This window comes from Variovorax sp. 22077 (assembly GCF_052044195.1).
GTDB classification, from domain to species: Bacteria; Pseudomonadota; Gammaproteobacteria; order Burkholderiales; family Burkholderiaceae_C; genus Variovorax; species Variovorax atrisoli.
Genome location: NZ_JBQEQC010000007.1, coordinates 285,026 through 298,501 on the forward strand (window position 1 = coordinate 285,026; position 13,476 = coordinate 298,501).

A 13,476-nucleotide genomic window follows, 5' to 3' on the forward strand; every position below is an offset into this window, starting at 1 on the left:
GTCGACAGGGCGGCCGGCGCGCTAGACTGGAGCAGATGAAGAGAGAATTCGCCCCCGAACGGCTCAATGTGCCCGGTTTCGCCGCAGCAGGAGCCACGCTGGAAGCCGCCGATCCTGTGCCGAAGTACGAGCGCCTGGTCGCCGAACTGGCCGTCCCAGCACCCGACGCGGTGGTGAACTGGACGGCTCACGGCGAAGAACGCCCCGGTGCGGACGGCAAGCCGGTGCCATGGATGCACCTGGAAGCGGAGGCCGTCGTGCCGCTGGTCTGCCAGCGCTGCCTGTCGCCGGTCGACACCACGCTCGCGGTGGACCGCTGGTTCCGCTTCGTGCCGAACGAGGACGTCGCCGAGGCTGAGGATGAGGAATCCGAGGAAGACCTGCTGGTCGTGAGCCGGGATTTCGACTTGCACACCCTGATCGAGGATGAGCTTCTGATGGAGATTCCCGTCATGCCGGCCCACGACGTCTGCCCCACGCCGGTGCGGCTTTCGTCCAGCGACGAGGATTTCAAGGCGGCCGAGGAGGCCAAGCCGAACCCCTTTGCCGTGCTCGGCGCGTTGCGTTCGCGCAAGCCGGAAGAGGGAAAGTAGCTCTTTGCCTCAGGCTGGGCTATAATCATGGGCTTCGCGCGCGCCGCCGTGAGCAGCGATACACGAAACGCCAGCAGGGGCATTCCATACATGCCGCCGGGTTTTGCAGGGTTCGTCTATTGCCACCGCTTGAGCCCGCATCCAATCACCAACCTAACAGTCCAGGAGCCATCATGGCCGTCCAGCAAAACAAGAAGTCGCCTTCCAAGCGCGGCATGCACCGTTCCCACAACGCACTGGTCGTGCCCGGCATCGCCGTGGAGCCGACCACCGGCGAAACCCACCTGCGCCACCACATCAGCCCCAACGGTTTCTACCGTGGCCGCCAGGTGCTCAAGAACAAGTCCGAAGCCTGATCTCGCATCCCAAGGCCAAGGCCCGAAGCTACTTTTCCCGTAGCGTCGGGCCTTTGTTTTGATGGCTACGCCTTCTTTTCCCGAAAATACCGCTGCGCCTTCCGCGATCACGCTCGCCGTGGATTGCATGGGAGGTGATCATGGGCCGCGCGTCACGCTCGCGGCCTGCCGTGCGTTCCTCGAGCGGCACAGCGACGCCTCGTTGCTGCTCGTCGGCGCGCCGGCCGCGCTGGCGGGCTTCGCCGCGCACCCGCGTGCTCGAATCGTCGCCGCCAGCGAGGTCGTGGGCATGGACGATCCGGTCGAAATCGCCCTGCGCAAGAAGAAGGATTCTTCGATGCGCGTCGCGATCCAGCAGGTCAAGGACGGTGCTGCCCAGGCCGCCGTGTCCGCCGGAAATACCGGCGCACTGATGGCCATCGCCCGCTACCTGCTCAAGACGCTCGAAGGCATCGATCGCCCGGCGATCGCTCCCCAACTGCCCAATGCCAAGGGCGGAGCGACGACGGTGCTCGACCTGGGCGCGAACGTCGATTGCGACGCCGAAGACCTGCTCCAGTTCGCCGTTCTCGGCTCGGCGCTGGTGTCGGCGTTGACCGGCAATGAGGCACCTTCGGTCGGCCTCCTCAATATCGGCGAGGAAGCGATCAAGGGTAGCGAAACCATCAAAAAAGCAAGCCAACTGCTGCGTACGGCTGCCAACTCCAAGGATTTGAACTTCTACGGCAACGTGGAAGGCAACGATATCTTCAAGGGCACGACCGATATCGTCGTTTGCGACGGTTTCGTCGGAAATGTGGCGTTGAAGGCCAGCGAGGGCGTGGCTTCGATGATCGGTGAGTTCATCCGCGTCGAATTCTCGCGCAGCGTTTTCACCAAGCTCGCGGCAATTGTTGCTTATCCGGTGCTAAAAGCGTTCAAAAGTCGTCTGGATCATCGTCGCTACAACGGTGCGGCTCTTCTGGGGCTGCGCGGGCTGGTCTTCAAGAGTCATGGCTCGGCTGACGAGGTGGCTTTCGGCCATGCGCTGGATCGCGCTTATGATGCCGCTCGCAACAACCTGCTCGATCGCGTTCGGGCCCGCATCGCCCACGCCGCGCCTTTGCTCGCGCGGCAGGAACCGGCGGCGCCGGTCGACGCGACGGCCCTTCACGTTTGATGACTCCTTATTCACGCATTACCGGCACCGGCAGCTATCTGCCTCCACGCCGCGTGACCAATGACGACCTCGCCAAGGATCTGGCGACGCGAGGCATAGAAACCTCCGACCAGTGGATCGTCGAGCGCACCGGCATTCACGCCCGGCATTTCGCCGCGCCGGATGTCACCAGCAGCGATCTCGGCCTGCATGCCGCTAGGCATGCGCTGGAAGCGGCAGGGCGCAAGGCCGGCGACGTCGACCTGATCATCGTCGCCACGTCCACGCCCGACATGGTGTTCCCGTCGTCGGCAGCCATCCTGCAGAACAAGCTCGGCATCGCCGGCTGCCCGGCGTTCGACGTCCAGGCGGTCTGCAGCGGCTTCGTCTACGCACTGACCGTCGCCGACGCGATGATCCGCACCGGCACCGCGCGCTGTGCTCTGGTGGTGGGCGCCGAAGTGTTCTCCCGCATCCTGGATTTCAACGACCGCACGACCTGCGTGCTGTTCGGCGATGGCGCGGGCGCGGTGGTGCTCGAGGCCAGCGAAGAGCCCGGCATCCTGGCCAGCGACCTGCACGCGGACGGCAAGCACGTCGGCATTCTTTGCGTGCCGGGCCATGTGTCGGGCGGCAATGTGCTGGGCACACCGCTGCTGCACATGGACGGCCAGGCCGTCTTCAAGCTCGCGGTGCGCGTGCTCGAGGAAGCGGCGCGTGCCACGCTGGAAAAGGCCGGCAAGGCCGACACCGACATCGACTGGCTCATCCCGCATCAGGCCAACATCCGCATCATGGAAGGCACGGCGAAGAAGCTGAAGCTCCCGCGCGAGAAACTGATCGTCACGGTCAACGAGCACGGCAACACTTCCGCCGCCTCGATTCCGCTGGCGCTCGATGAAGCCGTGCGCTCGGGCAAGGTGAAGAAGGGTGAGACGCTCATGCTCGAAGGCGTGGGCGGCGGCTTCACCTGGGGTGCGGTGCTGTTGAATCTGTAAGTTATTGCTGGTGCGTCGCGGAGCCTTCGCAGGCGCCCGCGATGCGACACGACGCGTAAAACAATGAAATCCTTTGCATTTGTCTTTCCGGGCCAGGGCTCGCAGGCAGTCGGCATGCTGGACGCCTGGGGCGACCATCCGGCCGTGGCCGAAACGCTGCGCGAGGCGTCCGATGCCCTCGGCGAAGACGTCGGCGGTCTGATCAAGAACGGTCCCAAGGAAGAACTGGCGCTCACCACCAACACCCAGCCGGTGATGCTGGTGGCTGGCATTGCCGCGTGGCGCGCATGGCTGGCCGAAGGCGGCGCAAAGCCCTCGGTCGTGGCGGGTCATTCGCTCGGCGAGTATTCGGCGCTGGTGGCTTCCGGCGTGTTGACGCTCGCACAGGCCGCGCCGCTCGTGCGCTTCCGTGCCCAGGCGATGCAGCAGGCGGTGCCTGTGGGCGTCGGGGCGATGGCTGCAGTGCTCGGCATGGAGTCGGGCAAGGTGGTGGCGGGCTGCGCGGAAGCCACGGCGAGCTTCGGTGCCGGCAGTGCGGAAGTCGTCGAGGCGGTGAACTTCAACGACCCCGTGCAGACGGTGATCGCCGGAAGCAAGGCTGCCGTGGACAAGGCCTGCGAACTGTTGAAGGCCAATGGCGCCAAGCGCGCGCTGCTGCTTCCCGTGTCCGCGCCATTCCATTCGAGCCTGATGAGGCCCGCGGCGGAGGCGTTGCGCGAGAAACTGGCCTCGACCACGCTGGCCGCGCCTCAGATTCCGGTGCTGAACAACATCGACGTCGCCATCGAGACCGACGCCGACCGCATCCGCGACGCCCTGGTGCGCCAGGCCGCCGGCCCGGTGCGCTGGGTCGAATGCGTGCAGGCCTTGAAACTGCGCGGCGTAGCCGCCATCATCGAGTGCGGCCCCGGCAAGGTGCTGGCCGGCATGGTGAAGCGCATCGCCCCCGATCTGGAAGCCGCGTCGGTGTACGACCCGGCGACGCTCGCGGACACCCGACAATCGCTCGCCGGCTGACGGCGCCACGGCTCTCCACTCTTTTCCTATGAGCATTCCCAAATTCGAAGGGCAGGTAGCCCTGGTCACCGGCGCGACGCGCGGCATCGGCGCGGCCATCGCGCTGGAGCTGGCCCAGCGCGGCCTCAAGGTCGTGGGCACCGGCACCACCGACGACGGCGCGGCCAAGATCACCGCGGCCCTGAGCGCCTACGACGGCCGCGGCCGTGCGCTCGACGTCAACGACGGCGCGGCCGTCGAGGCCCTGATCGACGAGATCGTGAAGGCCTACGGTGCCATCCACGTGCTGGTGAACAACGCCGGCATCACCCGCGACACGCTCGCCATGCGCATGAAGGACAGCGACTGGGATGCGGTGCTCGACACCAATCTCAAGGCGGTTTTCTCGCTGTCGCGCGCGGTGATCCGTCCGATGATGAAGCAGCGCTATGGCCGCATCATCAGCATCACCAGCGTGGTGGGCGCCTCCGGCAATGCCGGGCAGGCCAACTACGCGGCCGCCAAGGCAGGCGTGGCAGGCATGACCCGCGCGCTCGCCCGTGAACTGGGCAGCCGCAACATCACCGTCAACTGCGTCGCTCCTGGTTTCATCGAGACCGACATGACGGCCAGCCTCCCCGAAGCCCAGCAACAGGCGCTGCTCCAGCAGATCCCGCTGGGACATCTGGGCAAGCCGGCCGACATCGCGCACGCAGTGGCGTACCTCGCATCGCCCCAGGCGTCCTACGTCACGGGGCAGGAGCTGCACGTCAACGGCGGCATGCACATGTAGCCGCAAGGCGCAAGTTTTCTCCGTCCCGGGGGCACGGCAAATGCCACAATGCGCCCGGCTAAAATCCACCGATTACCTACAACCCTCAGAGGGAACCAAATGAGCGATATCGAAGCACGTGTCAAGAAAATCATCGCCGAGCAACTCGGCGTGGAAGAGTCCCAGGTGACGAACGAAAAGGCTTTCGTGGCCGACCTCGGCGCCGACTCTCTCGACACGGTCGAACTCGTGATGGCACTCGAAGACGAATTCGGCATCGAAATTCCCGACGAAGACGCCGAGAAGATCACCACGGTGCAAAACGCCGTCGACTACGCCACCAAGAATCAAAAGGCCTGATCGGCCAGCTGACAACATTGGAACTGCGGCCGGCGGCTTTTTCTTGAACCGCACGCGCCGGCAGGCAACTGTTCAGCGCTTTCAGAAAGGTTTGCCGGCATGACCAAACGCCGCGTCGTCGTTACCGGACTCGGTTGCATCGCTCCTGTCGGAAACACCGTTGCCGAATCCTGGGCCAACCTGTTGGCCGGGAAGTCGGGCATTGCGAACATCACCGCGTTCGATGCAAGCGCCTTCGCCTGCAAGTTCGCAGGTGAGGTCAAGGGTTTCGACATCACCCAATACATCTCGGAGAAGGAAGCGCGTCACATGGACCGCTTCATTCACCTGGGGCTCGCTGCCGCCATCCAGGCGGTGCAGGATAGCGGACTGCCGACCGGCGAAGCGCTCTCCTATGAGCAGGCCGTGCGCATCGGCTGCAACATCGGCTCCGGCATCGGCGGCCTGCCGATGATCGAGGAAACGCACGGTGAACTGATGAACCGCGGCCCGCGCCGCGTGTCGCCGTTCTTCGTGCCGGCCTCGATCATCAACATGATCTCGGGTCACGTCTCGATCAAGTACGGCTTCAAGGGCCCGAACATCGCGGTCGTGACAGCCTGCACCACAGGTCTGCACGCGATCGGCACGTCCGCTCGCATGATCGAGTACGGCGACGCCGACGTGATGATCGCTGGCGGTGCGGAGTCGACGATCTCCCCGCTGGGCATCGGCGGCTTCACGGCGCCCCGCGCGCTGAGCACCCGCAACGACGATCCGGCGACGGCATCGCGTCCGTGGGACAAGGACCGCGACGGCTTCGTGCTGGGCGAGGGCGCCGGCGTGCTGGTGCTCGAGGAGTACGAACACGCCAAGGCGCGCGGCGCCAAGATCTATGCAGAGGTCGCGGGCTTCGGCCTGACGGGCGACGCGTATCACATGACCGCCCCCGACGTCGACGGGCCCCGTCGCTCGATGGCCATGGCGCTGTCGAACGCGGGCGTCAATGCCGACCAGGTGCAGTACCTGAACGCGCACGGCACTTCGACGCAGATCGGCGACGTCAACGAGACCAATGCGGTCAAGCTGGCCTTCGGCGATCACGCGAAGAAGCTCGTCGTCAACTCGACCAAGTCCATGACCGGCCACCTGCTGGGCGGCGCGGGCGGCATCGAGTCGGTGTTCACCGTGATGGCGCTGCACGAGCAGAAGAGCCCGCCGACCATCAACATCTTCAACCAGGATCCGGAGTGCGATCTCGACTACTGCGCCAACGAGGCGCGCGATCTGAAGATCGATGTCGCGGTCAAGAACAACTTCGGCTTCGGCGGCACCAACGGCACGCTGGTGTTCAAGCGCGCTTGAACGTCGCTCTGTCATGCACGGCGCGCCGTCGGTGACCTATCCGGTGGGGCGCTCGCGTGGCGCAACCCGGATTCTTGTCGTTCTCTGGGCGCTGGGCGCCCTCTGCGCGGGCGCGTCCTGCTATCTCTTCGATAGCGCCGGATGGCGCCACGTCCTGCTGGTCGCCAGTGTGCTGTTCGCAGGCGTCGCCGCGGGCTTCGGTCTGCGGCAGGAGGGCGCGGGCGTCCTGCATTTCGATGGCCTTTACTGGTCGCTGACGGGCGGCCCGGCCTCCCGCGGGGTGCATGCCGCTCGGGCGTCCGTGGCGCTCGACTTCCAGTCGCTGATGCTGCTGTGCCTGAGCGAACCAGGACGAGCGCGGCGCTGGATATGGATCGAGCATCGGGCCATGCCCGAGCGCTGGCGCGACCTGCGCCGCGCGGTATATTCGCGCGCCCCGTCCGCGGCCTCCGCTGCCGAACCCTGGCGCGCGACAGCTCCGGCCGACGCGCCCTGAACCTTCGTCGATGACCACTTCCCCGCCCGTGCCGCCGGATTCCGGCCTGACAGACGCGCCCGCCGTGGCGCCGCGTCCGGGCGATGTCGACTTCCAGCTTGTCCAGCGCACCGTCGCTGGAGACCAGAAGGCCTTCGAGCTGCTGGTCATCAAGTACCAGCGCCGCATCGAGCGCCTGATCGGCCGGATGGTGCGCGACGTCGACCTGGTCGAGGACATCGCGCAGGAAACCTTCATCCGGGCGTACCGCGCGCTGCATCAGTTCCGTGGCGAGGCGCAGTTCTACACCTGGCTCTACCGGATCGCCGTGAACACCGCCAAGAAGGCGCTGGTGGACATGAAGCGCGATCCCACCGTTTCCGAAGCGGCCCTGAGGCCTTCTTCCGAGGACGAGGATGAAACTTACCGTCCCGGAAACGAACCAACCAGCGACGAAACCCCCGAATCGGTCATGGCGGCGAACGAAATCGCCAGCGCCGTCGAGGCAGCCATGGAAGCCCTGCCGGCCGAACTGCGGCAGGCGGTCACGTTGCGCGAGATCGAGGGCATGAGTTACGAAGAGATTGCCGAGGTCATGGATTGCCCCATCGGCACGGTGCGTTCGCGGATTTTCCGGGCGCGCGAGGCCATTTCGGCCAGGGTCAAGCCGTTGCTGGACAACCAGTCCGGCAAGCGTTGGTAGTAAGCAGGTGAATGAAATGAATCAGACGATCACGGTTCGCGAACAGGTGTCCGCGCTTGCGGATGGTCATTTGCAGGGCGAGGCCTTCGCACAGGCGATCGAGGCGCTCAGCGCCGAAGGCGAGTCGCGGGCGGCATGGCAGGCGTACCACGTGGTGGGCGACGTGCTGCGCTCCGGTTCGCATTCGCCGTGCAGCGACACCTCCGCCTTCCTGGCGCGCTTCCAGCAGCGGCTGGCGGCGGAGCCGGTGATGATGGCTCCCGTGCCCGAAACCGTCGCCGTGCCGGTGGCGATGCCGGTGCAGCGCAGGGCTGAAGCCGCCAATGAGCCGGTGTTCCGCTGGAAGCTCGTGGCCGGCGCCGCGTCGCTCATGGCCGTGGCCGCCATCAGCTGGACGCTGGTCGGCAACGGTTCTGCCGTGCCGCAGCAAGGTGGTGCGGGCGCGCAGCTGGCCTCGGTCCAGCAGCAACAACAGCAGCCCGCCCCGGCCGTGAACTCGGTGCTGGCTGCGGCCGCAGTCAATGGCCCTCAAGCCGTCGGCAGCACGCTGACGCCGACCCGCGTGATCGTCGGCAACGGCAGCCCTCAGGTCATGCTGCGCGATCCGCGCCTCGATCAGCTCCTCGAAGCGCACCAGCAGGCCGGCGGCGCTTCGCAGATGCCTTCCGGTTTCCTGCGCAATGCCACTTTCGAGGGCCCCACGCGCTGATCGGCGCGAGCACCTGTAGCTAGCTGCCCCTAATGACCGTTTCGATGCCGTTCTCCGCGCGCGCCTTCGTGCTTGTCTTTGCCGCTTTCTGCCTGGCGCAGGCAGCCACCGCGCAGACCCGCTCGGGTGCCGCTAACGCGAAGAGTGCGGCGACGGCGCAGACGGACGAACCACCGGCGATGAGCGTGACCGAGTGGCTGCAGCGCATGCATGCCGGCGCCCGCCAGCGCAACTACGTGGGCACCTTCGTCGTGTCGGCGCCGGGTGGCGATCTGTCGAGCGCGCGCATCTGGCACGTGCGCGACGGCGAACACCAGATCGAGCGCATCGAAGCGCTGACGGGGCCACCGCGTTCGACCTTCCGGCGCAATCGCAACGTGATGACCTTCCTGCCGGAGGCGAAGGTGGTGAAGGTCGAGAAGCGCGAGAACCTCGATCTCTTCCCGAACCTGCCGGACAAGCCCGATTCCTCGATCGGCGAGTTCTACGACGTGCGCGCGATCGGCAAGGACCGCGTTGCAGGCTTCGATGCCGACGTGGTTCAGCTCGTGCCGCACGACGGGCTGCGCTTCGGCTATCGCATCTGGAGCGAGCGCCGCTCGGGGCTCGTCGTGAAGCTGCAGACCGTCGACAGCGAATCGCGCGTGGTGGAGCAGTCGGCCTTCTCGGAGCTTCAGCTCGACGCGCCGGTGAAGGCCCAGGCGCTCGCGCAGATGATGTCCAACACCGCCGGCTACCGCGTCGAGAAGCTCGAGCTCGAGCGCAGCAATGCGCAGGACGAAGGCTGGACCCTTCGCACGCCCGTGGCCGGCTTCAAGCCCCGAAGCTTCTTCCGCCGTCCGGTCGCGGGAGACGACGGCAGCGGCAAGGCGAAGCAGCAGGACGCGGCCACTGTCCAGTGGATCTTCTCTGACGGCCTGGCCTCCGTGTCGCTCTTCATCGAACGCTACGATCCGGCGCGCTCGCCGCGCGATGGCGTGCTGACCATCGGTGCGACCAATGCGATCCGCCGCCGCCTGCCCGAGCCTGCGAGCGACTGGTGGCTGACCGCGGTCGGCGAGGTGCCTCAGCAGACGCTCAACGCATTCGCGCAAAGCCTCGCGCGCACGCGCTGAGGACCAGCCTTGGAAGCGCCAATTGCGGCCAATTGCGCTGAACCAAGCTTGCGACGCAGACTCATAGACTTTTTTCGCCGCTCTGTTCTTTTGAAAGAAAGCCGATGATCTTCAAAGTCGAGGGACACAAGTTTCGTTCCGGCCTGATGGCTTGCGCGCTCGCGTTGACTGCCAGCGCCACCTTCCTTCCCGTCGAGCCGGTTCACGCGCAGACGCGCACGCTGCCCGATTTCACCGACCTGGTCGACCAGGTCGGTCCGTCCGTCGTCAACATCCGCACGGTGGAGAAGGTGGTGCAGCGTGGCGGCAACGGCGAGATGGACGAGGAAATGCAGGAGTTCTTCCGCCGCTTCTTCGGCCAGCCGCTGCCCGGCGTGCCGCGCCAGGGGCCGCGTCAGAACCGTCCGCAGCCGCAGGAGGAAGAGCGCCCGCGTGGTGTGGGCTCCGGCTTCATCCTGACCCCCGACGGCTACGTGATGACCAACGCGCACGTCGTCGAGGACGCCTCTGAGGTGCTGGTCACGCTGCCCGACAAGCGGGAGTTCAAGGCCAAGATCGTCGGGGCCGACAAGCGCACCGACGTCGCCGTCGTGAAGATCGAGGCGACCGGCCTGCCGGCGGTGAAGGTCGGCGACATCTCCAAGCTGCGCGTGGGCGAGTGGGTCATGGCCATCGGCTCGCCCTTCGGACTCGAGAACACCGTCACCGCAGGCATCGTGAGTGCCAAGCAGCGCGACACGGGCGAGTACCTGCCGTTCATCCAGACCGACGTGGCCATCAACCCCGGCAACTCGGGCGGCCCGCTGATCAACATGCGTGGCGAGGTGGTGGGCATCAACAGCCAGATCTACTCGCGCTCGGGCGGCTTCATGGGCATCTCGTTCTCGATCCCGATCGACGAGGCGATCCGCGTGAGCGACCAGCTGCGCACCACAGGCCGCGTTTCGCGTGGCCGCATCGGCGTGCAGATCGACCAGGTCACCAAGGACGTGGCCGAAGCCATCGGCCTGGGCAAGCCGCAGGGTGCGCTGGTGCGCGGCGTCGAGGCGGGTTCGCCCGGCGAGAAGGCCGGCGTGGAGCCGGGCGACGTCATCACCAAGTTCGACGGCAAGGCGATCGAGAAGCCGAGCGACCTGCCTCGCCTGGTGGGCAACACCAAGCCGGGCACGAAGAGCACGCTCACCGTGTTCCGCCGCGGTGCCTCGCGCGATCTCAGCGTGACCATTGCCGAGGTCGAGCCCGACAAGCCCAGCAAGCGCGCGAGCGACCGCGAGGAGCCCGCGCAGAAGCCGCCGGCGTCGGCCGCCGCCAAGTCGTTGGGCCTGGCCGTGAGCGATCTCACCGATGCGCAGAAGAAGGAGCTGAAGCTCAAGGGCGGCGTGAGGGTCGATGCCGCCAACGACGCCGCGGCTCGCGCAGGTCTGCGCGAGGGCGACATCATCATGGCGGTCGGCAATGTCGAGGTGTCGAATGCACGCGAATTCGAGTCGGCGCTTGGCAAGTCCGACAAGAGCAAGCCGCTGAGCGTGCTGTTCCGCCGCGGCGACTGGGCGCAGTACGCGCTGATCCGTCAGGCACGCTGATCCGGGTCTCGCGTCAAGTGGCCCCACCCGCCAGTCGGGTTTGGGGCCGTTTTTTTGAGGTGTTTACGACGTTCCGGCGCCGGCCTCCAAAAAAATCTCGGCGGCTGAAAACTTCATTTTTAGTTGGTATTCACTAACTTTCAAAAGGGCTAAGGACGGATTTCGGTAGAATAGGACGCTCTCGGCGGCTGGTCGGCGCATAAGGAATGCCCTGACCTCCACCATGCGAGATGTCAGATGGCAGTCCACCGGTGCTCCACAGATCGCCCACAAGTTGTTCAGTAACTGCTTCACCGATCCTGTGGATAACCTGTTCGTATCTTTGATGTTGTGGACCTGCAACGACCCTTTTGGACCCCGTTCCCGGATGTACGCGCTTCCCTTTTTGCCTACAATGAAGCTCCAACTACTGCAGTTGCCATTGCTTGTTGGTTCAGGGCGCGTCTCCAGAAGACGCGCCCTTTTTTCTTGCCTGTAGCACTCTGCGTACGAGCCAATTCAAGTACTTAAGCGTTCCCGTTGATGAATCACATCAGAAATTTTTCGATCATTGCGCACATCGACCATGGCAAGTCGACGCTCGCAGACCGTTTGATCCAACGTTGCGGCGGCCTCGCCGAGCGCGACATGGAAGCGCAGGTCCTTGACTCGATGGACATCGAAAAGGAGCGTGGGATAACCATCAAGGCGCAGACGGCTGCGCTGCACTACAAGGCGCTCGACGGCAAGGTCTACAACCTCAATCTGATCGACACGCCGGGCCACGTCGACTTCTCGTATGAAGTGAGCCGCTCGCTCTCGGCGTGCGAAGGCGCACTGCTCGTCGTCGATGCTTCGCAGGGCGTCGAGGCGCAGACGGTGGCCAACTGCTATACCGCGCTCGACCTCGGCGTCGAGGTGGTGCCGGTGCTCAACAAGATGGACCTGCCGCAGGCCGACCCCGAGACCGCGAAGGCGGAGATCGAGGACGTGATCGGCATCGATGCGAGCGACGCGATCCCGTGCTCTGCCAAGACCGGCATGGGCATCGACGAGATCCTGGAAGCGATCGTCGCCAAGGTGCCGCCGCCGCGCGGCAATCCGGAGGGCGCACTGCGCGCGATGATCATCGACAGCTGGTTCGACGCCTACGTCGGCGTCGTGATGCTGGTGCGCGTGGTCGACGGCCGCCTCGCCAAGGGCGACCGCATCAAGATGATGGCGACAGGCGCGAGCTACAACGCCGACAACCTCGGCGTCTTCACGCCCGCCAACGAGCCGCGCGAAGCGCTCGAGGCCGGCGAGGTGGGCTACATCATCGCGGGCATCAAGGAATTGCAGGCAGCCAAGGTCGGCGACACCGTCACGCTGATCAAGGGCGGCACCGGCGGTGCGGCCTTCACCGCCACCGAGCCGCTGCCGGGCTTCAAGGAAATCCAGCCGCAGGTGTTTGCCGGGCTCTACCCGACCGAGGCCAGCGAGTACGACTCGCTGCGCGATGCGCTCGAGAAGCTCAAGCTCAACGACGCCTCGCTGCACTACGAGCCCGAGGTCAGCCAGGCGCTGGGCTTCGGCTTCCGCTGCGGCTTCCTGGGCCTGCTGCACATGGAGATCGTGCAGGAGCGCCTGGAGCGCGAGTTCGACCAGGACCTGATCACGACCGCGCCGAGCGTGGTCTACCAGGTGCTCAAGAACGACGGCGAGGTCATCATGGTCGAGAACCCGTCCAAGATGCCCGACATCGGCCGAATGGCCGAGATCCGCGAGCCGATCGTCACCGTGCATCTGTACATGCCGCAGGACTACGTCGGCCCGGTGATGACGCTGGCCAACCAGAAGCGCGGCGTGCAGATCAACATGGCCTACCACGGCCGCCAGGTCATGCTGACCTACGAGATGCCGCTCGGCGAGATCGTGCTCGACTTCTTCGACAAGCTCAAATCGGTGAGCCGCGGCTACGCCTCGATGGACTACGAGTTCAAGGAGTACCGCGCTTCCGACGTGGTGAAGGTCGACATCCTGCTCAACGGCGACAAGGTCGACGCGCTGTCGATCATCGTGCACCGCAGCCAGTCGCAGTTCCGCGGCCGGGCGGTGGTCGCGAAGATGCGCGAGATCATCTCGCGCCAGATGTACGACGTCGCGATCCAGGCGGCCATCGGGGCCAACATCATTGCGCGTGAGACAATCAAGGCCCTTCGCAAGAACGTCCTGGCGAAGTGCTACGGCGGCGACATCACCCGCAAGAAGAAGCTGCTCGAGAAGCAGAAGGCGGGCAAGAAAAGAATGAAGCAGATCGGCTCTGTCGAGGTCCCGCAAGAGGCCTTCCTCGCGATCCTGCAAGTCGAAGACTGA

General features: G+C 65.4%; 14 protein-coding genes. All 14 read left to right on the forward strand.

Annotated features, from left to right (window positions below; translation table 11 throughout):
• Positions 1 to 35 precede the first annotated feature (35 nt).
• The gene (locus ACTJLF_RS13120) at positions 36 to 593 is read left to right on the forward strand and encodes a YceD family protein (protein WP_019654125.1); all 558 of its coding nucleotides are present in this window, start codon (positions 36 to 38) and stop codon (positions 591 to 593) included.
• A gap of 173 nt (positions 594 to 766) precedes the next feature.
• A complete protein-coding gene (rpmF, locus tag ACTJLF_RS13125) occupies positions 767 to 949 on the forward strand; it encodes a 50S ribosomal protein L32 (protein ID WP_007830466.1) in 183 nt (60 codons plus the stop codon).
• A gap of 61 nt (positions 950 to 1,010) precedes the next feature.
• Positions 1,011 to 2,108: a phosphate acyltransferase PlsX gene (plsX, locus tag ACTJLF_RS13130; RefSeq protein WP_126182843.1), complete on the forward strand. Its 1,098-nt coding sequence runs from the start codon at positions 1,011 to 1,013 to the stop codon at positions 2,106 to 2,108.
• On the forward strand, positions 2,108 to 3,085 hold the full coding sequence (locus ACTJLF_RS13135; RefSeq protein ID WP_440883228.1) for a beta-ketoacyl-ACP synthase III: 978 nt from the start codon (positions 2,108 to 2,110) through the stop codon (positions 3,083 to 3,085). Before plsX ends, ACTJLF_RS13135 begins: the two co-directional genes overlap by 1 nt.
• A 63-nt stretch (positions 3,086 to 3,148) precedes the next feature.
• Positions 3,149 to 4,102 carry an ACP S-malonyltransferase gene (gene fabD, locus ACTJLF_RS13140; RefSeq protein ID WP_440883229.1) on the forward strand — a complete coding sequence of 318 codons (954 nt, stop codon included), beginning with the start codon at positions 3,149 to 3,151 and terminating at the stop codon, positions 4,100 to 4,102.
• Between the two features lie 28 nt (positions 4,103 to 4,130).
• Positions 4,131 to 4,874 carry a 3-oxoacyl-ACP reductase FabG gene (gene fabG, locus ACTJLF_RS13145; RefSeq protein ID WP_019654121.1) on the forward strand — a complete coding sequence of 248 codons (744 nt, stop codon included), beginning with the start codon at positions 4,131 to 4,133 and terminating at the stop codon, positions 4,872 to 4,874.
• Positions 4,875 to 4,973: 99 nt separating this feature from the next.
• Positions 4,974 to 5,213, forward strand: a complete 240-nt coding sequence (gene acpP / locus ACTJLF_RS13150; protein WP_007830471.1) for an acyl carrier protein — start codon at positions 4,974 to 4,976, stop codon at positions 5,211 to 5,213.
• Between the two features lie 99 nt (positions 5,214 to 5,312).
• Complete coding sequence (fabF, locus tag ACTJLF_RS13155; RefSeq protein WP_019654120.1) at positions 5,313 to 6,557, forward strand: beta-ketoacyl-ACP synthase II; 1,245 nt, start codon at positions 5,313 to 5,315, stop codon at positions 6,555 to 6,557.
• 13 nt (positions 6,558 to 6,570) lie between these two features.
• Entirely contained in the window at positions 6,571 to 7,053 is a 483-nt protein-coding gene (locus tag ACTJLF_RS13160) for a hypothetical protein (protein ID WP_132752502.1), read from the forward strand.
• Between the two features lie 10 nt (positions 7,054 to 7,063).
• On the forward strand, positions 7,064 to 7,735 hold the full coding sequence (gene rpoE, locus ACTJLF_RS13165; protein WP_019654118.1) for an RNA polymerase sigma factor RpoE: 672 nt from the start codon (positions 7,064 to 7,066) through the stop codon (positions 7,733 to 7,735).
• 16 nt (positions 7,736 to 7,751) lie between these two features.
• On the forward strand, positions 7,752 to 8,444 hold the full coding sequence (locus ACTJLF_RS13170) for a sigma-E factor negative regulatory protein (protein WP_019654117.1): 693 nt from the start codon (positions 7,752 to 7,754) through the stop codon (positions 8,442 to 8,444).
• 32 nt (positions 8,445 to 8,476) lie between these two features.
• Positions 8,477 to 9,559 carry a MucB/RseB C-terminal domain-containing protein gene (locus ACTJLF_RS13175; RefSeq protein ID WP_019654116.1) on the forward strand — a complete coding sequence of 361 codons (1,083 nt, stop codon included), beginning with the start codon at positions 8,477 to 8,479 and terminating at the stop codon, positions 9,557 to 9,559.
• Positions 9,560 to 9,663: 104 nt separating this feature from the next.
• The gene (locus ACTJLF_RS13180; RefSeq protein ID WP_132752503.1) at positions 9,664 to 11,142 is read left to right on the forward strand and encodes a DegQ family serine endoprotease; all 1,479 of its coding nucleotides are present in this window, start codon (positions 9,664 to 9,666) and stop codon (positions 11,140 to 11,142) included.
• A gap of 522 nt (positions 11,143 to 11,664) precedes the next feature.
• Positions 11,665 to 13,476, forward strand: coding sequence for a translation elongation factor 4 (gene lepA / locus ACTJLF_RS13185; RefSeq protein ID WP_019654114.1), 1,812 nt, complete (start codon positions 11,665 to 11,667; stop codon positions 13,474 to 13,476).

Coding starts and splice junctions, on each gene's coding strand:
- ACTJLF_RS13120 (WP_019654125.1), top strand. CDS start 36: ATGAAGAGAGAATTCGCCCCCGAACGGCTCAATGTGCCCGGTTTCGCC.
- rpmF (WP_007830466.1), top strand. CDS start 767: ATGGCCGTCCAGCAAAACAAGAAGTCGCCTTCCAAGCGCGGCATGCAC.
- plsX (WP_126182843.1), top strand. CDS start 1,011: ATGGCTACGCCTTCTTTTCCCGAAAATACCGCTGCGCCTTCCGCGATC.
- ACTJLF_RS13135 (WP_440883228.1), top strand. CDS start 2,108: ATGACTCCTTATTCACGCATTACCGGCACCGGCAGCTATCTGCCTCCA.
- fabD (WP_440883229.1), top strand. CDS start 3,149: ATGAAATCCTTTGCATTTGTCTTTCCGGGCCAGGGCTCGCAGGCAGTC.
- fabG (WP_019654121.1), top strand. CDS start 4,131: ATGAGCATTCCCAAATTCGAAGGGCAGGTAGCCCTGGTCACCGGCGCG.
- acpP (WP_007830471.1), top strand. CDS start 4,974: ATGAGCGATATCGAAGCACGTGTCAAGAAAATCATCGCCGAGCAACTC.
- fabF (WP_019654120.1), top strand. CDS start 5,313: ATGACCAAACGCCGCGTCGTCGTTACCGGACTCGGTTGCATCGCTCCT.
- ACTJLF_RS13160 (WP_132752502.1), top strand. CDS start 6,571: ATGCACGGCGCGCCGTCGGTGACCTATCCGGTGGGGCGCTCGCGTGGC.
- rpoE (WP_019654118.1), top strand. CDS start 7,064: ATGACCACTTCCCCGCCCGTGCCGCCGGATTCCGGCCTGACAGACGCG.
- ACTJLF_RS13170 (WP_019654117.1), top strand. CDS start 7,752: ATGAATCAGACGATCACGGTTCGCGAACAGGTGTCCGCGCTTGCGGAT.
- ACTJLF_RS13175 (WP_019654116.1), top strand. CDS start 8,477: ATGACCGTTTCGATGCCGTTCTCCGCGCGCGCCTTCGTGCTTGTCTTT.
- ACTJLF_RS13180 (WP_132752503.1), top strand. CDS start 9,664: ATGATCTTCAAAGTCGAGGGACACAAGTTTCGTTCCGGCCTGATGGCT.
- lepA (WP_019654114.1), top strand. CDS start 11,665: ATGAATCACATCAGAAATTTTTCGATCATTGCGCACATCGACCATGGC.